The 23,749-nt window shown below is 69.2% G+C and carries 19 protein-coding genes; 15 read left to right on the top strand and 4 right to left on the bottom strand.

Going from position 1 to position 23,749, the window contains the following annotated elements; all coding sequences use genetic code 11:
* Positions 1-13: 13 nt before the first annotated feature.
* Together ACQCSZ_RS11575 and ACQCSZ_RS11570 are read right to left on the bottom strand one after the other, a co-directional pair.
* A complete protein-coding gene (locus ACQCSZ_RS11575; protein WP_427008111.1) occupies positions 14-2,179 on the bottom strand; it encodes a protein kinase domain-containing protein in 2,166 nt (721 codons plus the stop codon).
* 113 nt (positions 2,180-2,292) lie between these two features.
* Complete coding sequence (locus ACQCSZ_RS11570; protein ID WP_427008110.1) at positions 2,293-3,669, bottom strand: LysM peptidoglycan-binding domain-containing protein; 1,377 nt, start codon at positions 3,667-3,669, stop codon at positions 2,293-2,295.
* Positions 3,670-3,922: 253 nt separating this feature from the next.
* Here ACQCSZ_RS11570 and ACQCSZ_RS11565 point away from each other — a divergent pair, with 253 nt between their 5' ends.
* The gene (locus ACQCSZ_RS11565; protein WP_427008109.1) at positions 3,923-4,276 is read left to right on the top strand and encodes an Rv2175c family DNA-binding protein; all 354 of its coding nucleotides are present in this window, start codon (positions 3,923-3,925) and stop codon (positions 4,274-4,276) included.
* A gap of 108 nt (positions 4,277-4,384) precedes the next feature.
* Here ACQCSZ_RS11565 and ACQCSZ_RS11560 read toward each other — a convergent pair whose 3' ends face one another.
* Together ACQCSZ_RS11560 and ACQCSZ_RS11555 are read right to left on the bottom strand one after the other, a co-directional pair.
* Positions 4,385-5,479 carry a polyprenyl synthetase family protein gene (locus ACQCSZ_RS11560; RefSeq protein ID WP_211880436.1) on the bottom strand — a complete coding sequence of 365 codons (1,095 nt, stop codon included), beginning with the start codon at positions 5,477-5,479 and terminating at the stop codon, positions 4,385-4,387.
* The gene (locus ACQCSZ_RS11555) at positions 5,476-6,009 is read right to left on the bottom strand and encodes a hypothetical protein (RefSeq protein ID WP_427008108.1); all 534 of its coding nucleotides are present in this window, start codon (positions 6,007-6,009) and stop codon (positions 5,476-5,478) included. Before ACQCSZ_RS11555 ends, ACQCSZ_RS11560 begins: the two co-directional genes overlap by 4 nt.
* A gap of 201 nt (positions 6,010-6,210) precedes the next feature.
* Here ACQCSZ_RS11555 and dinB point away from each other — a divergent pair, with 201 nt between their 5' ends.
* The 14 genes from dinB to ACQCSZ_RS11485 all read left to right on the top strand — a co-directional run bounded on the left by dinB (position 6,211) and on the right by ACQCSZ_RS11485 (position 23,663).
* Positions 6,211-7,371, top strand: a complete 1,161-nt coding sequence (gene dinB / locus ACQCSZ_RS11550; protein WP_427008107.1) for a DNA polymerase IV — start codon at positions 6,211-6,213, stop codon at positions 7,369-7,371.
* 333 nt (positions 7,372-7,704) lie between these two features.
* Complete coding sequence (locus tag ACQCSZ_RS11545) at positions 7,705-8,076, top strand: DUF3040 domain-containing protein (protein WP_427008106.1); 372 nt, start codon at positions 7,705-7,707, stop codon at positions 8,074-8,076.
* Between the two features lie 391 nt (positions 8,077-8,467).
* Positions 8,468-8,896, top strand: coding sequence for a division/cell wall cluster transcriptional repressor MraZ (mraZ, locus tag ACQCSZ_RS11540; protein ID WP_211880442.1), 429 nt, complete (start codon positions 8,468-8,470; stop codon positions 8,894-8,896).
* 199 nt (positions 8,897-9,095) lie between these two features.
* Complete coding sequence (gene rsmH, locus ACQCSZ_RS11535; RefSeq protein ID WP_427008319.1) at positions 9,096-10,094, top strand: 16S rRNA (cytosine(1402)-N(4))-methyltransferase RsmH; 999 nt, start codon at positions 9,096-9,098, stop codon at positions 10,092-10,094.
* A complete protein-coding gene (locus ACQCSZ_RS11530) occupies positions 10,091-10,804 on the top strand; it encodes a hypothetical protein (protein ID WP_427008105.1) in 714 nt (237 codons plus the stop codon). Before rsmH ends, ACQCSZ_RS11530 begins: the two co-directional genes overlap by 4 nt.
* A 42-nt stretch (positions 10,805-10,846) precedes the next feature.
* Positions 10,847-12,649 (top strand): peptidoglycan D,D-transpeptidase FtsI family protein, encoded by a 1,803-nt coding sequence (locus ACQCSZ_RS11525; RefSeq protein ID WP_427008104.1) that lies wholly within the window; start codon positions 10,847-10,849, stop codon positions 12,647-12,649.
* Between the two features lie 97 nt (positions 12,650-12,746).
* Positions 12,747-14,414: a UDP-N-acetylmuramoyl-L-alanyl-D-glutamate--2,6-diaminopimelate ligase gene (locus ACQCSZ_RS11520; protein WP_427008103.1), complete on the top strand. Its 1,668-nt coding sequence runs from the start codon at positions 12,747-12,749 to the stop codon at positions 14,412-14,414.
* 6 nt (positions 14,415-14,420) lie between these two features.
* Positions 14,421-15,944: a UDP-N-acetylmuramoyl-tripeptide--D-alanyl-D-alanine ligase gene (locus tag ACQCSZ_RS11515; RefSeq protein ID WP_427008102.1), complete on the top strand. Its 1,524-nt coding sequence runs from the start codon at positions 14,421-14,423 to the stop codon at positions 15,942-15,944.
* The gene (mraY, locus tag ACQCSZ_RS11510; RefSeq protein ID WP_427008101.1) at positions 15,941-17,050 is read left to right on the top strand and encodes a phospho-N-acetylmuramoyl-pentapeptide-transferase; all 1,110 of its coding nucleotides are present in this window, start codon (positions 15,941-15,943) and stop codon (positions 17,048-17,050) included. Before ACQCSZ_RS11515 ends, mraY begins: the two co-directional genes overlap by 4 nt.
* Entirely contained in the window at positions 17,032-18,633 is a 1,602-nt protein-coding gene (gene murD / locus ACQCSZ_RS11505; RefSeq protein WP_427008100.1) for a UDP-N-acetylmuramoyl-L-alanine--D-glutamate ligase, read from the top strand. Before mraY ends, murD begins: the two co-directional genes overlap by 19 nt.
* 2 nt (positions 18,634-18,635) lie before the next feature.
* On the top strand, positions 18,636-20,099 hold the full coding sequence (ftsW, locus tag ACQCSZ_RS11500; protein WP_427008099.1) for a putative lipid II flippase FtsW: 1,464 nt from the start codon (positions 18,636-18,638) through the stop codon (positions 20,097-20,099).
* Positions 20,100-20,105: 6 nt separating this feature from the next.
* Positions 20,106-21,236: a UDP-N-acetylglucosamine--N-acetylmuramyl-(pentapeptide) pyrophosphoryl-undecaprenol N-acetylglucosamine transferase gene (locus ACQCSZ_RS11495; RefSeq protein WP_427008098.1), complete on the top strand. Its 1,131-nt coding sequence runs from the start codon at positions 20,106-20,108 to the stop codon at positions 21,234-21,236.
* A gap of 44 nt (positions 21,237-21,280) precedes the next feature.
* Entirely contained in the window at positions 21,281-22,762 is a 1,482-nt protein-coding gene (gene murC / locus ACQCSZ_RS11490) for a UDP-N-acetylmuramate--L-alanine ligase (RefSeq protein ID WP_427008097.1), read from the top strand.
* Positions 22,755-23,663, top strand: a complete 909-nt coding sequence (locus ACQCSZ_RS11485) for a cell division protein FtsQ/DivIB (RefSeq protein ID WP_427008096.1) — start codon at positions 22,755-22,757, stop codon at positions 23,661-23,663. Before murC ends, ACQCSZ_RS11485 begins: the two co-directional genes overlap by 8 nt.
* The last annotated feature ends 86 nt before the right edge of the window (positions 23,664-23,749 follow it).

Below are 23,749 nucleotides of genomic sequence, written 5' to 3'. Positions count from 1 at the left end.
GCGCGATACGGCGCTAGAACACGGTAAGCGTGACCGTTGAGCCTTCCGGGGCCTTGGTGTTGACCGGATCCTGGTCCCGGACGGTGCCGAAGAAACGGCCGCCCAGGATGTTCTCCACACGGACCTCGAAGCCCAGTTCCTTGAGGGCCTCTGCGGCCTTGTCGGCCTGCTTGCCGATGAAGCTGGGCACGTCCACGAGCTTCGGACCCCTGGAAACGGTCAGGGTCACGGCACCGCCACGGGTGAGGCTGCCGGAGGCGGGATCCTGCGCGACGACGGCGCCCTTGTGGACCTTGCGGTCAGTGACCGTCTCCGGGGAAACCACGGCCTTCAGCCCGGCGGCTTCGAGCGCCTTGACCGCGTCGTCCTGATCCTTGCCCCGGACATCCGGCACGGGAATGGGCTGCGGCCCCCTGGACACGGTCAGGTTCACCGGGGTGCCATGGCGGACCGGATTGCCGCTGCGCGGCGCCTGGGCCAGGACGGTCCCGGCTGCAGCGGTTTCGTCGTAGGTCTCGGTGATCTTCCCCAGGGCCATGCCGGCGCCGTTCAGGGCGGTCTTGGCCGCCTCCAGGCTCTGCCCGGAGAGCTCCGGCAGCGGGAACAGCTCCGGGCCCTTGGAGACGGCCAGCGAGACCGGCTGGAACTTCCGGATCACCTGGCCGGCCGGGGGCTCGGAGCTGACCACCAGGCCCGGCGGGATGTCGTCATCGAAGACATCCTTGACGGTGGACGAGAAGCCGGCCGTCCGGAGCAGTTGCTGGGCCTCGGCCACCGTTTTATTCGTCACGGGCGGAATGGTGCCGGGGGACCCCGGACCCATGCCGAAGAACCAGCCGGCGCCCGCGGCCAGCAACGCCGCGAGGACCAGGACCAGGACCCACAGCAGTCCCCGCCGCCGGCTGCTCCCCTCGCGCAGGCTCCGGACGGGCGTGGCGGCGGCGCGCCGGCGCGCCTTCAGCTCCTCGCGGTCCTGTTGGCGCTGCGCCCGCTTGCTGGCCGGAACCGCAGGGCCAGCCAGCGCCTGGTCACCGGGGTTCTGCAGCCTGGGGCCGGGGTACGGTTCCTCCTCGGGGGTGGCCAGCGGTCCGTAGGCCGGGCGCCGGGGAGCCCCCGACATCACCGTGGTCGGATTGCTGCCGTGCGCGATGACCTCTGTCTGCTGCTGGAGCCCGCGGAGCACTTCGGTGTGCGCAGCGGCGGCGGGGGAGGCGGCGGCCGCGGACGGGTCCGCCGCCGGGCGGGGCGCCTGGCTGCCGGGGGGCCGGGCCGGCGCCGGGGCGACGCCGGGCGGAGGGCCCAGGACGGCAGCGGGCGGCTGGAGGTCAAGTTCGGCGTCGCTCAGGTTGGTCCGGATATGGCGCAGTTCGGACAGCAGCGCGTTCCCGTCGACGGGGCGCTTGTCGGGATCGTTGGCGGTGCACCACTGCACGAGTTCATCGACTTCGGCCGCCAGCCCGGGCACGTGCGCCGAGGCGGCGCCCACGCTGGAGTTCACGTGCTGGTAGGCGACCTGGATGGGGACTTCGCCGTCGAACGGCTGCCGGCCGGTGATCATCTCGTAGAGCATGATCCCCACCGAATAGATATCGCTGCGGGCATCGGCCTGCTTGCCCAGGACCAGCTCGGGGGAGAGATACGCAACGGTCCCGATCAGCGCTCCGGTGCTCGTCGACGCCGAGATGGCGCGCGCGAGTCCGAAGTCGCCAAGCTTGATCCGGCCGTCGTCGGCGATCAGCACGTTCTCCGGCTTGATGTCCCGGTGGATCAGGCCCGCGGTGTGGGCCGCGCCGAGCCCTTCGATGACGGGGTCGATCAGGGCCAGGGCGAGCCGCGGCGAGAGGGCGCCCTTGCCGTTGATGACGTCGCGCAGCGTATGGCCCTTGATGTACTCCATCACCAGATAGGCGAGCCGGCCGTCCTCGCCCTGGTCAAGGACGCCCACGACGTGCGGGTGGGAGAGCCTGGCCGCGGCTTTGGCTTCGCGGCCGAGCCGGTCCAGGAACTGGGGATCATCGGCCAGATGGGGATGCAGGACCTTCAGCGCGACCTCGCGCTCGAGCCGCCGGTCGGTGGCCAGATAGACGGTGGACATCCCGCCGCGGGCCAGCCTGGAGTGAACCAGGTACCGGTGATCCACCAGGGTTCCAACGAGAGGGTCCGACGCGTTTTCCTGCACTGTACAATCCTAGTCGCTGCACGGAAACGGGCCCGGATCGACTTTCGATCCGGGCCCGTGGCCTGCGTTCGGGGCGGGTGCGTCCCAGGATATCCGCCGCGGCGCCGGCTTCCTTAGAACGTGCGCTGGTTGGCCTTGATGGAGGCGACGTAGCTCTTGGTGTCCTCGTACATGCCGTACTTGCTGACGGAGTACTGGCCCTGGTAATAGCCCGCGATGGCGGTGTCCTGGTCCTTGCTGGTCAGGACCAGCTGCCGGATGATGGCGACGCCGGCAGTGGCGTTGTCGTAAGGGTCCAGCAGGTTCAGCTGGCGCCCCACCAGATCGGAGGCCCATTGGCCCGAGGACGGGATGACCTGCATGGTGCCGATGGCGTTGGCCGGGGACACGGCGCGCTGGTCGAAACCGGATTCCTGGAGGGCGAAGGCCAGGGCCAGGGTCGGGTCGACGCCCATGCGGCGGGCCGTGTCCGCGACGATCGACTTCATCTGCGCGCGGCTGGGGACCGGCGAGGCGTTGAGCAGGGCCTTGTTCTCGTTGGCCGAGCTGACCACGGCGGCAGGGTAGGTGAACCCGAGGAATGTGCTCGGCACCAGCGGCGTCGGTGCGGCAGCGGGCTGGCTGGACGCCGGTGCGATGGTGGTCCCCGCGCCGGGGATGGCCAGCTTCTGGCCCGGGTAGATGATGCTGCTCATCGTGAGCCGGTTGGCCGAGAGGACGTCGGAGAGCCTGACGCCGTTCCTGGCGGCGATGCCCGAGAGGGTGTCGCCGGATTTGATCGTGTAGGAGCCGGAGCCGGCCGAAGCCGGGGTTACAGTGGCCGCCGGAGCCGGTGCGGCCGGAGCCGAAGGGGCCGGAGCGGCTGAGCCGCCGCCGGTCCTGACCTTCTGGCCGGGGTAGATGATGGAGCCCATGTTGAGCCCGTTCCAGCCGAGCACCTCCGAGAGCCTGACGCCGTGGCGGGCAGCGATGGCGCTGAGCGTGTCGCCGGACTTCACGGTGTAGACGCCGCCGGCGTCGGCGGCCGGTGCTGCCGGGGTGCTCGGCTGGGGCGCCGGAGCTGCCGCCGAGCCGTTGAGCTTGATCTTCTGCCCGGGGTAAATGATGGTGCTGGCCTGCAGGTTGTTCAGCTTCAGGACGTCGCCGGTAGCGAGGCCGAACCTGCCGGCAATGCCACTGATCGTGTCGCCGCGGACGATCGTGTAGTCCGCCGGAACCGGGGCCAGGAAGGGCTGGAACGCGGCCGGAATGGCGGCCGAAACGGACGCGGCAGGGATCAGCCCGGCTTTCAGCGACTTTTCGGTACCAGCCTGTACCTGCGCGCGCATGGCTGCCGCAAGGGTCGCCGGGATGGCGCGGGGACGGGGCTCGGCCGCCGCGGGCTGGGCGAGTGCCAAAGAGGAAAGCACGACGGCGGGAAGCGCCGCCGTCGTCGCGGCAATCATCGGCAGGCTGTGCCTCGAATTGGGCTTTGGCGAACGTGTCGTCATGGGAAAGATCCTCATCTCAGCGGCAAACGCTGCGGGTCGAGCCGGCATTACTCCTGATACCAGTGTGACAGAAGTTATTGCTGTTACAACTGTGGTGCATGTGAATCTTTCATGAATTCGCCATTGGCACAAGAACTCTTCGGCATTCCGTTAACAGCGACTCACGAAGCGGCGGCACCAGCCAGTGCCGTCCACCGCCGTCCGCCGACGGCCCGACTAGGCGCGGGGGCCTCGGCCATGGCAATCTTGATCCGTGAGTAATGTAGAAAGCCTGGTGGGCGAATGGCTGCCCCTTCCCGATGTTGCACAGCTTCTGAACGAACCAATTACAAAGGTTCATGCGCTCCTGGATGAACGCGCGCTGGCTGCATTGCGGGTTGGCGACCGGCGTATTCGCTGCGTGCCGGCGGCTTTCATCCAGGACGGTCACGCCGTGGACAGCCTTAAGGGGACCATTATTGTCCTCTCGGACGCCGGTTATTCGGACGAGGAACTCATTACCTGGCTGTTTACACAGGATGACTCCCTGCGCGGCCGGCCGATCGATGCCCTCCGTGAAGGACGCAAGACGGAAATCCGCCGCCGGGCACAGTCCCTGGCCTGGTAGGGCTTCCCGAAAGAATATTTCCCTGCATTTCCGCCGGGCCGCGCACAGCGGATGATGTTGTGCGCGGCCTGTGGTCTATGGGGGCACGAAATCCCCGTCAGGCGGTTCTCAGGCGGCGCGGCTGACCGTGGCCTCGGCGAGCCGGCGCAGCGCCGTCTTGGGCAGCTCCGCCAGCTCCAGGAGGTCCAGTGCGGCGAAGGCCGCCCGCCCGAACTCCTCAATGAGTACCTCCGTGGCCTGGAGCGCACCGCAGTCGACGATGATGCGCCGGATCTCCTCGACGTCGGCGTCGCTGAGTTCCGGGCTGCCCAGCTTCGCGTCAAGGAACGCTGACTCGGCCGGTGAGGCCTGGTCCAGGGCGAAGGCCACCAGGACGGTCCGCTTGCCCTCGCGCAGATCGTCCCCGGCAGGCTTCCCGGTGGTGACGGGGTCGCCGAAGACGCCCAGCACGTCGTCCCGCAGCTGGAACGCCTCGCCGAGGGGCAGCGCAAAGGCCGAATAGCCGCGCAGCAACTCCTCGGGCGCGCCGGCCAGGGCGCCGCCCAGCGCCAGCGGATGCTCGGTGGAGTACTTGGCCGACTTGAAACGGATGATGGACTGGGCCCGGCTGACCGCCCCCGCGCGGTCCCGCATCGGCCCGGCGACTTCTTCGAGGATGTCGAGGTACTGTCCGGCCATGACTTCCGCGCGCATCAGGTTGAAGATGAGCCTGGCCTGGCTGCCCGAGGCGGCCCGCCGGCCGATTTCCGTGAAGGATTCCTCGCTGAAGGACAGGCAGAGATCACCGGTCAGGATGGCGGCGGCATGGCCGAACCGCTCCCTGTCCAGCGCCCAGCCCTGGTTTTCGTGCAGTTCGCTGAAGCGCCGGTGCACGCTGGGGCCGCCCCGGCGGGTGTCCGAGCGGTCGATGATGTCGTCATGGATGAGGGCCGCCGCCTGGAACAGTTCCAGGGCGGAGCCGGCCGTGACGATCTCGCCGGCATCGGCCTCGCCGCCGGCGCCGCGCCAGCCCCAGTAGCACATGAGCGCCCGCAGCCGTTTCCCGCCCGTCACGAGGTTGGAGATGGATCCCATCAGCGGATCGATGTCCTGCGAGATGGCGGACATGACAGCCTGCCGGCTCGTCAGGAAATCGGTGAGCTTGCCGGCGACGGCGGCCACATAGGCGCTCTGCTCCAGGCGCAGCTGTTCAGCGAGGGTCACTTGACGGACTCGGCAGCGACGTTCGCCCCGATGGTGAAGGTGGAGACCCCCGCAGTCTCCATGACGGCAATGTTCACCGTCTCATTGTCGCCGCGGAGGAAATCCTTGGACGGTACGGTGCCCACTGTTTCTCCGGGGACGGCCTTGAAACCCTGGGCCTCAAGCTCGGTCGTATAGAACGCGAGGACCGCGGCGGCCGGCGAAGCGATGCTGCCGACCAGGGCCGCCGTCGCGGGCACCGTGGTCTTGTCAAAGCTGCTCGAAACCACCTTGGCGCCGGGCATCAGCGGCAGGAGCTTCTCGGGGAAACCGGAGACGACGGCGCCGACCGTGGCCGAGGTGCCCGGTTGCGCCGAGGGGCTGGGAGGTGCCGTGGTGGAGGACTCCGCGGTGGAGGGGGCGGCCGCCGTCGAGGACGATGCCGGCGACGAAGTCCCGGGGCCGGCGGGCGTGCACGCGGCAAGGCCCAGTAACGCGCCGGCTGCCAGCACGGCTGCTGCGGCCCGTTTGTGCTCTCCAAAAACCTTCACAGGGACTTTCCTCCATGGTGTTGACGCCGGATTCAGCCTCCAGTTTAGTCAGTCCCGGGGCCTAGGATTGAAGTCGTGGGACCGGACGCAGATAAAGCAGCAGTTACAGCAGCAGTTACAGCAGCAGATCGGCAGGGGACCGGGCAGCCAGTCGAGCGGCTCGCTGAAGCACGGATCCGGGAGCTCCGGCGGAGCAGCATCATGCATGTGGACATGGACGCCTTCTTTGTCTCCGTGGAGTTGCGCAGCCGTCCGGAACTGCGGGGCAGGCCCGTGATCGTGGGCTACCCGGCGGACCGTTCCGTGGTGCTCTCCGCCTCCTACGAGGCCAGGGCTTTCGGGATCAAGTCCGCGATGCCCATGGTGGTGGCGGCACGGATGTGCCCCTCCGCCGTCATCATCGAGCCCCGCCACAAGCTGTACTACGAGGTGTCCGGCCAGATCATGGCCATCTTCGGATCCATCACCGAGCTCGTCGAGCCGCTGAGCGTCGACGAGGCCTTCCTGGACGTCGGCGGAGCCATCCGGCGGCTCGGCCCGCCCCGGGACATCGGCGAGCTGATCCGCAGCCGGGTCCTGCGCGAACTGGGTATCACCGCCTCGGTCGGGATAGCGGCCAGCAAGTTCGTCGCCAAGATCGCATCGACCCGCTGCAAGCCGGACGGCCTGCTGCTCATCGGCCCCGATGAGACCGTGCCATACCTGCACGGCCTTCCGGTCAGCGCCCTGTGGGGCGTCGGCGCCAAGAGCGTCGAGGTGCTGTCCAGGATGGGGATCCGGACGGTGGCCGACGTCGCCGCGTCACCCCTTCCCTCGCTCCGGAAAGTCCTTGGCGCCTCGGGGGAACACGTCTACCGCCTGTCGTGGGGGATCGACCCCCGCCCGGTGACCCCGGTCCGGCTGGAGAAGAGCATCGGCGCGGAAGAGACCTTCGCCGTCGACACGGCCGACGAGGCACTGCTGCGCCGGGAGCTGCTGCGGCTTTCGCACCGGACGGCCGAACGGCTCCGCAGCGCGGGCCTGCACGCCCGGACAGTGGCGCTCAAGCTGCGCTACGCGGATTTTTCCACCATCACCCGCAGCCGCACCGTGAGCACCCCGATCGACAGCGCGCAGCTGCTCTATGCCGTGGCCGTGCAGCTCCTCGAGTCCGTCGGGGACCGGCCGATGACCGTGCGCCTCGTGGGCATCAGGGCAGAACAACTGGAAGAGGCAGCCCAGGCGCCCCTGCAGCTCAGCCTGGACCGCCGCGACGACAACTGGCGGGCCGCGGAGCAGGCCCTGGACCGGGTGACGCAAAAATTCGGTTCCAAATCGGTGCTTCCGGCCCGGCTCCTGGACCCCGGGAGCAGCTCCGGCTGACCCCGCCGCACCCGTTTCCGCCGTCCTGTGCCGCCGCACTTTTCCGCCGCGGGCGGGGGGCGTCCACGGGGGCGCCGGCCGACACGTGCGAAGGAAACAACAGCGTCTTTCAGAACAGGGCCGGACAAACTATCCTTATTTATACGTAGGTTTAGAACGACTGGATCGAACGTTCGGACTACGGCGTGGCCAGCTGAACAACCCGCACGGGACCGTGGAACCGCCCCTTTCGGCCAATGACGGCGAATGGGAACCACTCGGGAAACCGGGACGTTATGGGTTTATGCACAGGTCACGTCAAGTCTGGACGTTGGCCGACTTAAGGAGGTCGTGATGCCGCTCTCGGAGCACGAACAGAAGTTGCTGGAGCAACTTGAGAAGCAGCTGCATGAGGACGATCCCAAGTTCGCCAGCTCGATGGGTTCGGACCCCGGCCGATCGTGGTCCACCCGCCATCTGGTCATTGGCGTCCTCGCCGGCCTGGCAGGCATCGGGCTGCTGCTGGCGGGCGTCTGGATGCAGATAATCCTCGTCGGGGTGCTGGGCTTTGTGGTGATGGGCGCCGGCGTGTACTTCGCCACGATGCGCAGTTCAACGATCGGCAGGTCCAGGGCCGCAGGAGGCCGGAAACCAGGCAAGGCCAGGAGTTCGTTCATGAGCAACCTCGAGCAGCGCTGGGACGAGCGGCACCGCGGGGAATCCTGACGCTTCCGGACTGTTCCACGGCCACGGCCGTTCCGCCCTCCATTTTCCACCACCCGGCACGCCGGGAGGCCAGCCTGAGACCCGCTGCGGCGGGTCTTTTGCTGTTTAACCGCCCATTTGTGAACCGCCTGACCCCCGTTTGTGAACTGCCCATAAGGCCGCCGGGATCCGGGACAGGCCGGACGGCGGCGGCCAAAATCCCTCCACTTGGACCCCCTTCCCTGCTTCGCCGCCATTACGGGGAACGCCGGGCCTGAATCTCCCATGGATCGGCGCAAATAAAGCCCGGATGTCGTTGACTGTGGAGGGATGTGGAGTAATGTGGAGGGCGTAAGAGGGTAGTGGCAGCACAGGGGACGTTGGCCTTGCTAGAACAGACGGGTGGTGGGCCGTGTTTCTCGGCACCCATTCACCGCGTCTGGACGAAAAAGGCCGGATTATCCTCCCAGCGAAGTTTCGTGAGGAACTTGCCAGCGGGCTGGTTCTCACAAGGGGCCAGGAGCGTTGCATCTACGTTTTCAGCGAGGCCGAATTCGGGCGGGTTCACGAGCAGATGCGGGAGGCTCCAATCTCCAACAAGCAGGCGCGTGACTACATCCGCGTTTTCCTCTCTGGAGCCTCGGACGAGGTACCTGACAAGCAGGGGCGCGTGACGATTCCGTCGGCGCTCCGGGAGTACGCAGGTCTTGGCAGGGAACTGGCCGTCATCGGCGCCGGAACCCGCGCGGAGATCTGGGACGCCCAGGCCTGGAATGAGTACCTGGCCGAAAAGGAAACCGCCTTCTCGGAGACCGACGACGCCATCCCGGGGGTTCTCTAGGAACCCGTCAGACCGCACCACACGATTCTTGATCCAGATCTCCAGCCGCCCATCCGGGTGTTTTCCTGGCTCACTTCCCCGGAGCCAGGCGGACCCCGGATAGGCGCGGATGGGGATCTGGACCAAGAAGCACACGCAGTACAAGAAGCAGTACAAGAAGCCAGCACAGCACGATCCCGGACAACGGAAGGACGAAGGCGTGACGGACCCCCACCAAGCGAAGCCTACGTCCGAACGGCATGTACCGGTCCTCAGGGACCGGTGCATCAATTTGTTGGCACCTGGCTTCGACGCGGCCCGCAGCCGCGGCGGAACGCCCGTGGTCATCGACGCCACGCTGGGCATGGGCGGCCACGCCGAAGCCATGCTCCAGCGCTTTGGGGACCTTCACCTGATCGGGATCGACCGCGACGAGGAAGCACTGGCCCTGGCCGGGGAGCGCCTGGCTCCCTTCGCGGACCGCATCGACCTGGTTCACGCCGTGTATGACGAAATCCCGGAGGTGCTGGAAGACCTGGGTTTCGCGGAAGTCCATGGCGTCCTGATGGACCTCGGAGTCTCCTCCTTGCAGCTTGACGAGCGGGAACGCGGCTTCGCCTACTCCTTCGACGCACCCCTGGACATGCGGATGGACACGAGCCGCGGCCAGACCGCCGCCGACGTCGTCAACACCTACAGCGAAGAGGACCTCGTCCGGATCATCCGGAAGTGGGGGGAAGAGAAGTTCGCGGGCCGCATCGCCAACAGGATCGTCACGGCGCGCGCCGGGAAGCCGTTCACCACCACCGGGGAGCTCGTGGACCAGATCCGCGACGTCGTTCCGGCCGGCGCCGCGAAGTCCGGCGGGCACCCTGCCAAACGCACCTTCCAGGCCCTGAGGATCGAGGTCAACGAGGAACTCGATGTCCTCGAGCGGGCCATCCCCGCCGCCATCGCCGCCACCGCGGTCGGCGGCCGCGTCGTCGTCATGTCCTACCACTCGCTGGAGGACAAGATCGTCAAGGGATTCTTCCAGGCCGGATCGAAGTCTTCGGCGCCCCTGGGCTTCCCCGTGGAGCTGGAAGAACACAAAGCCGAACTGAAGACCCTGACCAAGGGCACCGAAGTCCCGACGCCCGCCGAAATCGCCGAGAACCCGCGCGCAGCCTCCGCCAGGCTCCGCGCCGTGGAACGCATCAAAGCCAGGAGAGCCGCATGAGCACTGCCGCTGTCAACAGATATCCCGTGAACCCCGGCGCCACCGCCCGTGCCCTGCCGGGGCAGGCCCCCGGTACCGGGCCGGCCCGGAAATCGCGCACGCCGCTCTCGCTCGTCCGCTCGGCCCCCCGCAAGCGCCGCGCCCCGTTCGTGGTGCTCTGCTTCGGGCTCCTGGCGTTTGCCCTCATGGTGGTCCTGGTGCTCAACATCTCCGTGTCCTCAGCGCAGTACCAGCTCGTGCAGCTGCGGGGCGAGCAGTCGACCCTGACGAAGCAGAACCAGGATCTGACGCAGCAGGTGCAGAATTTTGACGCACCGCAGAACCTTGCGGCCAGGGCGACGGAACTGGGCATGGTGGCCTCCACGGTCAAGGGACAGATCGACCTCTCCACGCTGACGGTCACGGGCAAGGCCAAACCGGCCGTCAAGGGCGGTGCTCCCGGCGCCGTCATCGCCGCCCCGGCCGTCGCCGGAGCGCTCACCGTGGTCCCGCCGGCCTCGGCCAATGAGCCGCTCGCCAACCGCAAGCCCGCGGGCGGCGCCGAGCCGGCACCGGCAGTACCGGCACCGGCCGTAGCAGAAGTACCGGCTGCGCCGGACTCCGCCGCAGCACCAACCCCAGCCCCAGCTCCGGCCGCACCAGCACCTCCGGCCGTGGAACTTCACGGCGGATCCGTTCCGGCCCCGGCGCAGAAGGTTCCGGAACACTAGGACAGGACCGATCACCAGCCAGGCAAACAGCAAGGAACATTCGTGGTGCAGAACACCGGCAAGGCCCGCAAGGCGACAGTGCCGAGCGCGACCCGTCGGCTCCGCCTGGGCCTTGCCATCATGCTGGCGCTCCTGCTCGTCGTCGGCGGCAAGCTGTTCCTCGTCCAGGGCCTGGACATCGGCGGGATGGCCGAGGCGGCACTCAAAAACCGGCTCACGCCCGTCGAGCTGCCCGCGGAACGCGGCAGCATCCTGGACTCCGCCGGGACCGTCCTCGCCAGCAGCGTCATCCGCTACAACGTCGTCGTGGACCAGACCGTCAACACCAAGACCGAGTCCTTCCGGCGGCTGGAGACGGTGGACGGCAAGGACAAGCCCGTCACGGTGTCCCGGGAGCAGGGGATCTCGGAGCTGGCGGCCGTGCTCGGGATGGACAAGAGTGCCCTGACCGACGCCCTCACCGGGAACCGGCGGTACTACATCGTCGCCAAGGACATCAGGCCCGACGTCGAGGACCGCATCTCCAATCTGCAGATCCCCGGCATCGTTACCGTAGGCACCAGCAAGCGGGTCTATCCCAACGGGTCCGTCGCCGGCGGGATCGTGGGTTTCCTGAAGGACGGCACCACGGGCCAGGCCGGGCTTGAACAGACCCAGGACGATATCCTCAAGGGCGCCCCGGGCAAGCGGCTCTTCGAAATCGGCGCCGACGGGCTGCGCATCCCGGTAGGCGTGGACCAGCTGACTCCCGCCGTGAACGGCAAGGACATCAGGCTCACGCTCAACGCGGACCTCCAGTACTTCGCCCAGCAGGCGATCCAAAGCCAGACGGACAAGTTCGGCGCCGAGTGGGGCGTCATCGTCGTCTCGGACGCCAAGACCGGCAACATCGTCGCGATGGCGGACACCAACGCCCCGGACCCCAACGACCCGGGCAAGGTCGCCGCCAAGGACCGCGGCGTGCGCGCCGTGACCGCTGCCTACGAGCCCGGTTCGGTGGAAAAGATGATCACGGCCGCGGCGCTCATCGAGGAAGGCAAGTCCAGCCCGCTGGACAGGTTCACCATTCCGCCGTCGTACACCGTCGACAACCAGACGTTTACCGACGCGTTTGACCACGGCACGGAGGAGCGGACCCTGGCCGGCATCCTGGGCTGGTCGATGAATACCGGCACCGTCATGGCCGGGCAGCGGCTCAGCAAGGAACAGCGCCACGACTGGCTGCAGAAGTTCGGCATCGGCGAGGCACCGGAGATCGGGCTTCCCGCCGAGGCCTCGGGCATCCTGACCCCGTCCGATCAGTGGGACGGGCGCCAGGAGTACACCGTCCTCTTCGGCCAGGGCGTCTCGCAGTCCACCCTCCAGACCGTGCGGGCCTACCAGAGCATCGCCAACGACGGCGTCATGCTCCAGCCCCGCCTGATCGACAGCTACATCAGCCCCGACGGCACCGAGGAGAAGGTCCCGGCCCAGCCCCCGCGGCAGGTGGTCTCCAAGGACACGGCCAAGCAGGTGCGCGACATCCTCGAAAGCGCCGTCACGGAAGGCCAGATCAAGGAAGCCGGCATCGACGGCTACCGGGTCGGCGCCAAGACGGGAACGTCCCAGTCGCCGTGCGACGACGGCAAACCCGGGTTCTGCGGCTTGACCGCCTCCATGGTCGGGATGGCACCGATGGACGATCCGCGGTTTATTGTTGAAGTGGTCCTGCAACGGCCCAAGGGCGATATTCACGGCATCTCGAACGGACCGGTGTTCCGCTCGGTGATGAGCCAGGCGCTGCGGACGTTCAACGTCCAGCCGTCCACCGGCGAACCCGCCCGGCTGCCGCAGTACGCCAAGTAGCACCACCGCGCACCAACCAGTACAGCAGCAAGGCTGCGGGCCGGAGCATGCCTCCGTGCGCAGCGCAAGATCCACTAGCACCGCAACGGAGATCCACTTGTCAGAGCTCAACGCCCCCGGCGCGCCCGCGCCGTCCGGCCAGGAATCCAGGTCGGGCTTCCGGCCCGCTGCGGTCGCCGCTGTGCCCCTGGCCGCCATCGGTGAATGCATCGGCGTCGTCGTTCCCGGCGCGTCAGGCTCCGTCCCGGTCACCGGGATCTCGCTGGACTCCCGTGCGGTGCGGCCGGGGGACCTCTATGTCGCCCTGCCGGGCGCCACGCGCCACGGGGCTGACTTTGTGTCCCAGGCGGTCGAGGCCGGGGCCGCCGCGGTGCTGACGGACGACGCCGGCGCGCGCCTGCTGGCGCTCTCCAATGACGTCCGCGTTCCGGTGCTGCTCGCCGCGGAACCGCGCGGGGTCGTCGGCCGGCTGTCAGCCCTGATCTACCGGAGCCGGCCCGAAGGTGCGCCTGCGCCGGTGCTGTTCGGCGTCACGGGCACCAACGGCAAGACCACGACGACCTACTTCATCAATTCCCTGCTGCAGGCGCTCGGGAAGACGACCGGCCTGATCGGCACCATCGAGATCCTGGCCGGCGGGGAACCCATCCCCAGCCTGCTGACGACCCCCGAATCCACCGACGTCCACGCCCTGCTCGCGCTCATGCGCGAACGCGGGCTCGATGCGGCATCCATGGAGGTCTCCTCCCATGCGGTGTCCTTCCACCGCGTCGACGGGGTGGTCTTCGACGTCGCCGGCTTCACCAACCTGACGCAGGACCATCTGGACCTGCACGGGACGATGGACGAGTACTTCCAGACCAAGGCCCGGCTCTTCACGGCGCAGCGCGCCCGGGCCGCCGTCGTGACCGTGGACGACGATTGGGGCCGGAAGCTGGCTGCTGCCGCGGAGATCCCGGTGACGACCCTCGCCACCGCCGGCCCCGGCTCTGGCGCTGCGGGTGGCCCTGCCGGGGGATCCGGCGCGGACTGGACCGTCGTCAACCCGGCACCCCGGGCGCTGGGCACGGAATTCGTGCTGCGGCACCGGGACGGCACCGAGCTGCGCGTCCACACCGGCCTGCCCGGCAGCTTCAACGTCGCCAACGCGGCGCTGGCCACCGTCATGGTCCTCGCAGGCGGGCACGAGCCGGCCGCGGTGCAGTCCGCCCTCGACAGCGCGGACCCCTTCACCGTGGCCGTTCCCGGCCGCATGCAGCTGATCTGTACGGCCCCCGCCGCGGTGGTCGACTTCGCGCACAACCCGGATGCGCTGGCCAGGGCCCTGGAGGCCGTCCGGTCGCCGGCGCCCGGCTCCAAGGTGATCGTCGTCTTCGGCGCCACCGGGCAGCGGGACCAGGGCAAACGGCCCGCCATGGGGGCCATCGCCGCCCGGCTCGCGGACACCGTGATCGTCAGCGATGATGACCCGCACGACGAGGACGCGGCGGCGATCCGCGCGGACGTGCTGGCCGGTGCCCGCGCGGCCCAGGACGGCGAAGGCCTGGACTGCACCATCCTGGAGGTCTTTCCGCGCGACGCCGCCATCCGGAAGGCCGTTGAGCTGGCGGCGCCGGAGGACACCATCCTCGTGGCCGGCCGCGGCCACGAGGTATGGCAGGAGGTCAAGGGAGTCAACCTCTCCCTCGACGACCGGGTGGAGCTTCGGCTCGCCTTGACAGCACGGGGATTCACCGTTCTCGAAGACCAGCGGATAGAGTCCTAAACCGAGATGATTGCACTTACAGCGGCGGAAATCGCCGAGATAACCAACGGCCGGCTGGCCGCGGAACCGGGCACCACGCCCGGTTCGGTGGTGACCGACTCCCGTGAAGCCACAGCGGGTTCCCTCTACGTGGCGAAGCCGGGGGAGACCGCCGACGGCCATGACTTCGTCGGAGCCGCCTTCGAACGCGGCGCCGTGCTGGCACTCGTGGAACATGATGTCGCCGACGACGCCGGGCGGAACTACCCCGCCGTCGTGGTCGAGGACGCGGTCCTCGCCCTGGGCGCCCTCGCCGCCGAGGCCGTGCGCCGGATCCGTGCCCGCCGTGAAGCCGGCGGCGCCCGGCTGACGGTCATCGGCATCACCGGCTCCGCCGGCAAGACCACCACCAAGGACCTGCTGGCCGGGATCCTCGGCGCTGGCGGCGGCACAGATGGCAGCGCCGAAGGCCGCTCCGAAGGTAAGACGGTCGCCCCGCAGGGGTCCTACAACGGCGAGGTCGGCGTCCCGCTGACGGTCTTCAAGGCCGGCTATGACACCCGCTACCTCGTCATCGAGATGGGCGCCACCGGCGTCGGCCACATCCGCTACCTCGCCGACATGGTCCGCCCGGACATCGGCGTCGTGCTCGGCGTCGGCTCGGCCCACGCCGGCGAGTTCGGCGGAGTGGAGAACATCGCGATCGCCAAGGGCGAGCTCGTCGAGGCCCTTGGGGCCGGCGGCACGGCCGTGCTGAACCTGGATGACCCCCGCGTCGCGGCCATGGCGGACCGGACGGCGGCCACGGTGCTCGGCTACACCTCCCTGCCGGCACGCGACGGCCGGCCCGACAGAGTCGGTGGAGAGTGTGTCCGCGCCGACGGCGTCGAACTCAACACCGGCGGGCACCCCGAATTTGAACTCCTGCTCCCGGGCGGGACGGATCCCTACCACGTAGAGAGCCGCCTGATCGGCGCCCACCACGTCGGCAACCTGCTGGCAGCGGCCGCAGCGGCGCACGCCGCCGGCATCCCCGGCGCGCAGATCGCCGCCGCACTCAGCGCCCAGGCCGCGGCCAGCCGCTGGCGGATGGAGCGGACGGAACGCGCCGACGGCGTCACCATCATCAACGATGCCTACAACGCGAACCCGGAATCGATGCGGGCCGCGCTGCGCACCCTCGCGGACCTGGGCCGCGGACGCCGGACCTGGGCGGTGCTGGGCGCCATGCTCGAGCTGGGCCCGGATTCAATCCGCGAGCACATGGCGGTCGGCACCCAGGTGGTGAGGCTGAACATCTCCCGCCTGGTCGTGGTCGGCCGCGAAGCGCGTTCGCTCTTCGTCTCGGCCGTCAACGAAGGATCCTGGGGCGACGAATGCGTGTTCGCGGAGACGGCGGACGAGGCGTACGAACTGCTGCAGGCGCAACTCGCGCCCGGCGACCTGGTCCTGTTCAAGTCCTCCAACAGCATCGGGCTGCGCCATCTGGGGGATCGGATAGCATGGCCTCCACAAGCCACCGGAACCGCCGCTGAAGGGAGTGCGCTGTGATTGCACTGCTGATAGGCGCCGGCCTGGCCCTGCTCTTTGCCCTCGTCGGGACCCCGCTGTTCATCCGGCTCCTGGTCCGGAAGAGCTACGGGCAGTTCATCCGGGATGACGGCCCCACCTCGCACCACACCAAGCGCGGCACGCCCACTATGGGCGGCACGGTGGTCATCCTCGCGGTCCTCGCGAGCTATGGCATCACCCACCTGATCATGTGGCTGATGGACCCGCGGTCCCCGGGCCCGACAGCCTCGGCCCTGCTGCTGCTGTTCCTCATGGTGGGGATGGGACTGGTCGGCTTCCTGGACGATTTCACCAAGATCTCGCAGCAGCGCAGCCTCGGGCTGAACGCGAAGGCCAAGCTGATCCTCCAGGGCGCCGTGGGCATCGTCTTCGCCGTGCTGGCCCTGAACTTCCCGGACGAGGCGGGCGTGACGCCGGCATCCACGCACATCTCCCTGGTCCGCGACATCCCGTGGCTCAACCTTGCCTTCGGCGGCACCGTGCTCGGCGCCATCCTCTTTGTCCTGTGGTCCAACCTGATCGTCACCGCCGCCACCAACGGCGTGAACCTCACCGACGGCCTCGACGGCCTGGCGGCCGGCGCCTCCGTGATGGTGTTCGGCGCCTACACCCTGATGGGCATCTGGCAGAGCAACCAGGCGTGCGGCTCCCCGCGGCAGGCGGGCAGCGGCTGCTATTCCGTCCGGGACCCCCTGGACCTGGCCCTGCTGGCCGCGATCCTCAGCGCCGCGCTGGTCGGTTTCCTGTGGTGGAACACCTCACCGGCGAAGATCTTCATGGGGGACACCGGATCACTGGCGATCGGCGGCGCCGTCGCCGGCTTCGCGATCCTGTCCCGGACCGAGCTCCTGTTGGCCTTCATCGGCGGCCTCTTCGTCCTCATCACCCTCTCGGTCATCATCCAGGTGGGCTACTTCAAGATCACCAAGGGAAAGCGGTTCTTCAAAATGGCTCCGCTGCAGCATCACTTTGAACTCAAGGGCTGGGCGGAAGTCACCGTCGTCGTCCGTTTCTGGATCCTCGCCGGGCTGTTCGTCGCCGCGGGTCTGGGCATCTTCTACGCAGAATGGGTGGTGCTCCTGTGAGCGGTCCGATTCCCTCCCCCGTCACGACGTCGCCGCGGCTCAAGGACCTTCTCAGCTGGGATTCCGACTGGGCCGGGCTGCGCGTGGTGGTGACCGGCATCGGCGTCTCAGGCTTTGCCGCCGCCGACACGCTGATCGAGCTCGGCGCCCGCGTGGTCGTGGTGGACGCCGCGACGAGCGGGAAGGCGAACGCGCAGGCGGACACCCTCCGGATCGTCGGCGCCGCCGAGGTCCTCCTCGGGGAAGACGCCGTGGCCACGGTGCCCAAGGTGGACGGCCAGAAACCGGACCTCATCGTCACGTCGCCGGGCTGGCGCCCGGACCAGTCCCTGCTGGCAGCCGCGGCCAGGGCACACATCCCGGTCTGGGGCGACGTCGAACTGGCCTGGCGCGTCCGCGAACGCCAGGGACGCAAGACCGCCGACTGGCTCACCATCACCGGGACCAACGGCAAGACGACCACCGTCGGCCTGACCGCGGCCATGCTGCAGGCGGCCGGCCTGAAGGCCATCGCCGTCGGCAACGTCGGGACGCCCATCCTGGACGCCCTGCGGGACCCGGTGGACTACGATGTCCTGGCCGTGGAGCTCTCCAGCTTCCAGCTGCACTGGAGCGACTCCGTGTCGGCCGTGGCCAGCGTGTGCCTGAATGTCGCCGAAGACCATGTGGACTGGCACGGCTCCTACGCCTCGTACCTGGCCGACAAGGCGAAGGTCTACGAACACACCCGGACGGCGTGCATCTACAACGCCGAGCAGACCGAAACCGAACGCATGGTCGAAGACGCCGACGTGGTGGAAGGCTGCCGCGCGGTGGGCTTCACCACGCTCACGCCCGCGGTCAGCATGCTCGGCGTCGTCGAGGGCCTGCTGGTGGACCGTGCCTTCATTGCAGGGCGCAAGGACAGCGCGGCCGAGCTGGCCCCCATCGCCGACCTCGGCGCGGGGGTACCCCGCCACATGGTCGCCAATGCCCTCGCGGCGGCGGCCCTTGTCCGGGCCTACGGCGTCGAACCGTCAGCGGTCCGCCAGGGGCTGCAGGACTACCTGCCGGGGGACCACCGGATCCAGCCCGTCGCCCGCCACAACGGCGTGCTCTGGGTCAACGACTCCAAGGCCACCAACCCCCACGCCGCCGCCGCCGCGCTGTCCGCGTACGAGAACGTGGTGTGGATCGCGGGAGGGCTGTCCAAGGGCGTCAATTACGACGCCCTCATCCGGGAGCATGCCCGCAGGCTCAAGGCCGTCGTGCTGATCGGCACGGACTCGAGCGGACTGCACGCAGCGCTGCAGCGACACGCACCGGATGTCCCCGTGATGACCGCGGCGACGGGCGACACTGAAAACGTGCAGACTGCCGGGCCGGCCCAGGCCGGCGCAGGCCCCTTGCCGGATTCCGGCAGGACTGTGATGGCCCGGGCCGTTGCCTCGGCGGCGCAGCTGGCCGCCTCCGGGGACACTGTGCTCCTGGCCCCGGCGGCTGCTTCCATGGATCAGTTCTCTTCCTACGCTCACCGCGGCGACGCCTTTATCGAAGCTGTCCGCGAGCTGGTGGAAGGGCAGGCCCGGACCGGCGAGGAGTAACAATGGTCAGCACGCCCACACGTACGACGGCGGCAAGGCCCGCCGCCGCAACGGCACCAGCCGCGAAGGCCGGTAAGCCGGTGACACCCGTGGCCAGGGTCCGCGGCTGGTCCCGGGGATTCTGGTCCGCGCTGGAGGGCTCGGGCAAGTCCCGCAACGGCTCGACGTACTACCTGATCCTCGGATCCACCCTGGCCCTGACCGCGATCGGCATCATGATGGTGCTGTCCGCCTCCAGCGTGGAAGCCATCGCCGCGGGGGAGTCGCCGTACTCGGCGGCGCTCAAGCAGGGGCTGTTCGCCGCGATCGGCGTGTTCTGCATGTTCCTGCTCTCCCGCGTCAATGTGGTGTGGCTCAAACGCGGCGCCTGGTTCGCCATCCTTGCCGCGTTCGTCCTGCTCGTGCTGGTGCTGCTCGTGGGCCGCAGCGCGCTCGGCAACCAGAACTGGATCGACGTCGGACCCTTCACCTTCCAGCCCTCCGAGGCCGCGAAGCTGGCGCTGGCCCTGTGGATGGCCACGGTGCTGCACCGCAAGGCCAGGCTGCTCTCCCAGGCGAAGCATGCCCTGATCCCGGTGGTGCTCCCCGGCGCTGGCGGAATCATCGGTCTCATCCTCCTGGGCAACGACCTCGGCACGGCCATGATCGTCATCATGATCACCGCCGCGGCCCTGTTCTTCGCCGGGGTGCGGCTCTACCTGTTCGGCCTCGGCGCAATCCTGGGCGGTGCCGTCGTAGCAGTCCTGGCCATCACGAACCCCAACCGGGTCTGCCGCATCCTGTCCTGGACCGGCCAGACCTGCGCCGACGGCTCGGACCTGAACTACCAGTCCACCAACGGCCTCTACGGTCTCGCCTCCGGCGGCTGGTTCGGGGTGGGGCTGGGCCAGAGCCGGCAGAAGTACAGCTGGATCCCGGAGGCCCACAACGACTTCATCTTCGCCATCATCGGCGAGGAACTGGGCCTGGTCGGCACCGTCGTCGTGCTGGTCCTCTTCGGTATCCTCGGCACCGCGATCTACCGCGTGGTCGTGGCCCAGAAGGACATGTTCCACCGCGTCCTGGCCGGCACCATCATGGTCTGGCTGCTCGGCCAGGCGGCCGTGAACATGGCCGTGGTCACCGGGCTGGCTCCCGTGATCGGGATCCCGCTGCCGTTCATTTCCTACGGCGGCTCGGCCCTGCTCATGTCGCTGTGCGCGATCGGCGTAGTCTTGTCCCTGGCCCGGGCGCAGATGGCGCCCGGCATGCAGCCCAAGCGGATGTTCCGGTACGGTCCGGCCGCACTGGCCAAGTCGCTCCGGGATGCACGCGCGGCGCGCAACAGGGGCAGGTCTGCCGCCGGCAAGTCACCGGCCGGGAAGCCGGCCGGAACGCCCGCCAAACCGGCCGCCGCCACGGCCGCCGCCACGGCCGCCGCCACGCCCGCCACTGCCGCCAAAGTCCCCGCACGAAAGCGTAAATAGCCCTTCATGAATACCGAGTCGCCTCTATCCGGTCTGTCCGTCGTCCTGGCCGGCGGCGGCACAGCCGGGCACATCAGCCCGCTCCTGGCCATCGCGAACGCGCTCCGTGAAGCCCGCCCCGGCGTGCGGCTCCTGGCCGTGGGCACACCGGCCGGCATGGAAACCCGGCTGGTTCCGGCCGCCGGGCTGGAGCTTGCCACCATCGGCCGCGTCCCCTTCCCGCGCAGGCCCTCGCTGGACCTGCTGCGGTTCCCCGGCCGGCTGGCCGGCGCCGTGAAGCAAGCCGGCCGCATCCTGGACGAGGCCGGCGCCGACGTCCTGGTCGGCGTCGGCGGGTACGTCTGCACGCCGCTGTACCTGGCGGCCCGGCGCCGGAAGATTCCCATCGTCGTCCACGAAGCCAACACCCGGCCCGGACTCGCCAACCGCGTGGGCGCGATGCTGGGGGCACGGGTGGCCGTGGCCTTCGCCGGAACCCGGCTCGGCGCGGCGGAGCATGTCGGCATGCCGATGCGCACCGAAATTTCCGGCCTCGACCGCGCGGCGGCGAGGGCTTCGGCCCGGGCAGCCCTGGGGTTGGATCCGCAGCAGCCCGTCCTGGTCGTCACCGGCGGCTCCTCGGGCGCCCAGAGCATCAACCGGACCCTCGCGGCGTCCGTCGGCGCCCTCGCCGAGGCCGGCATCGCGACCCTGCACATCACCGGCCGCGGGAAGGCCGTGCCCGACGCCGGTGGCAGCCCGTTGGCCGCGCCCGGCTACCGGCAGGTGGAATACGTGGACGGGATGGAAACGGTGTACGCCGCGGCGGACCTGCTGCTGGCCCGTGCCGGCTCCGCCACTGTCTGCGAAGTGGCCGCCGTCGGAGTGCCCGCGGTCTTCGTCCCCCTGCCGATCGGCAACGGTGAGCAGGCCCTGAACGCCGCCGGCCTCGTCGCCGCCGGCGGGGCCCTGATCGTGGCGGACAGCGCTTTCACGCCCGGCTGGGTCCGCGAACACATCATCCCGCTGCTGCGCGACCACGAGCGGCTGGCCCGGATGGCAGCCAGCTCGGAACACCTCGGCATCCGCGACGCCGACCGGCGCATGGCCGATCTCGTCCTGGAAGCGGCAGCGTCACCGAAACAGCAGCGTCATTGAAACAGCAGCGTCATTGAAACAGCACAGCAGGAAGCGGTAAGGAAATGACGGAGTCGAAAATGCAGCCCGAGAACCACCCCGGCACCCGCCAGGCGTCTGTGCCCACCCAGGCGTCTGTGCCCACCCAGGCGGACCTGGGGCGTGTGCACTTCATCGGCATCGGCGGCGTCGGCATGTCCGCCGTCGCCCGCGTCATGGTGGCGCGCGGCGTCACGGTGAGCGGTTCGGACGCCAAGGACCTGCCCGTCATGGCAGATCTGGCCGCCGCGGGAGCGAGGATCGCCGTCGGCTATTCCGCCGCGAACCTGGGGGACGCCCAGACCGTGGTCGCCGGCTCGGCAATCCGCCCGGACAACCCCGAGCTGGCGGCCGCCCTCTCCGCGGGGCTGCCCGTGATCCACCGCTCCGAAGCGCTGGCCGCGACCATGGCCGATGACACCGTCGTGACGGTCGCCGGCACGCACGGCAAGTCCACCACGACGTCGATGATCACCGTGCTGCTGCAGGGCGCCGGACTGGACCCGTCCTTCGCCATCGGCGCGAACGTCCCCGCCCTGGGCGTCAACGCGGCGCACGGCAGCTCCCGGATCTTTGTCGCCGAGGCCGACGAGTCGGACGGCTCCTTCCTGAACTACCGGCCGCAGATCGCGGTGGTGACGAACGTCGAACCGGACCACCTGGACTACTACGGCACCGCGGAAGCGGTCTATGCCTCTTTCGACCGGTTCACCGCGCTGCTGCCGGCCGACGGCGTCCTGGTCGCCTGCGCGGACGACGCCGGCGCGCGGGCCCTGGCCCGGCGCACCCTCGAGCGCGGCAACACCCGCGTCATCCTCTACGGGACGGCGGAGGACGCCGTCATCAGGCTGCACGACGGCGGTCCGGGCCAGGTGTCGCTCGCCACCGCGGCCGGACGGTTCGCCGTCGAACTGCAGGTCCCCGGGCGGCACAACGCGCTCAACGCGGCCGCCGCGTTCGCCGTCGCCCTCGAACTCGGCGTCGCCCCTTCCGCCGCGGCCGGCGCCCTGGCCCACTTCTCCGGTGCTTCACGCCGCTTCGAGGCCAAGGGCGGGGGCCGGGGCGTCCGCGTCTACGACGACTACGCCCACCACCCGACCGAAGTCCGCGCCGCACTTTCGGCCGCCCGGGCCGTGGCCGGGGAACACAAAGTGCATGTGCTGTTCCAGCCCCACCTGTATTCCCGGACCCGCGAGTTCGCGCAGGAGTTCGCCGAGGCCCTCAACGACGCCGACACGGCCCTCGTCCTGGACATCTATGCCGCCCGCGAGGATCCCGTTCCCGGGGTCAGCAGCCAGCTGATCGCCGACCACCTCGGCCCCGGCGGCCGGCTCGTGGGCCCGGGCCAGGAGGCCGTCCAGGCGCTCCTCGCCGCCGCGGCGCCCGGGGACATCGTGCTGACCGCCGGAGCCGGGGACGTCACCGCGTACGGCCCGCTGATCGTCGAGGCTCTGAACACCGGGGCCCCGGACAGCCAGGCCCCGAACGACGGGGCGCACCGTGCCTAGCCCCCGCCGCCCCCGCTACAACGCCGGCACCAGGGCGCCCGGCGCGGGGCCCGGCGCGTCGTCCCGGCAGCCGGAGGGAGGCCGCTCGGACGTCATTTCGGCCTCCAAATCCGCGGACGCGGGAAAAACGGCGGCCCCGGGCAATACCCCTGACAATAGTGCCCCGGGCAATTCACTCGCCAACGTGCTGTCCTTTCCGGAGCCCAGGGCCAGGCGGCGGAAACGGATTCTGCTGGGCACCGCCGGCATCCTCGCGGTGCTGATGACGGGGATCATCGCGGCGGCCGTCTACTCGCCGGTGCTGGCCCTGCACACCGTCACGGTGGACGGCACGAAGATGTTGAGCACGGAGCAGATCCAGGCGGCCCTCGCACCGCTGCAGGGCAAGCCGCTGCCGCAGATCAGCGATGCGGACGTCACGGCGCTCCTGCAGCCGCTGGTCCAGGTCAAGGCAGCCACGACGCAGGCCCGCCCGCCTTCCGGCCTGCACGTCCACGTCACGGAGCGCGTTCCCGTGGCCCTCGTCAGGCAGGGAACCGCCTTCCAGCTGGTGGACGTCGACGGCATCCAGCTCAGCACCACCACCGACCCCGCCTCGATCCCCTTGCCGGTCATCGACGGGGGAGGGGGCACCCTGCCCAAGGACATGTTCCAGGCCATCACGGCAGTCCTCGGAGCGCTCCCTGCCGACATCCTGGCCAGGCTGTCCGATGCCTCGGCGAAGTCCGTGGACGCCGTCGAACTCCAACTCGTCGACGGGCAGACCATCGTCTGGGGGAATGCCGGCGAGAAGGAGCTCAAGGCGCGCGTGCTCGCCGCGCTCCTCAAGGTCCCGGCGGACCCGAAAAACCCCGTCCGGACCTACGATGTCAGCGTGCCGCGGCACCCGGTCACCCGATAGCGGAACAATCAGAGCCCGGGACCGGGTATTTCCCCGGTATTCCCGCGACACGCGGGGCCGGTTATTGAATGTCCTCCGCATAGGAA

This window comes from Pseudarthrobacter sp. H2 (genome assembly GCF_050157045.1).
Taxonomy (GTDB): Bacteria; Actinomycetota; Actinomycetes; order Actinomycetales; family Micrococcaceae; genus Arthrobacter.
The sequence above is the reverse complement of the archived record's forward strand: the minus strand, read 5'-3'. Positions and strand labels throughout refer to the sequence as shown.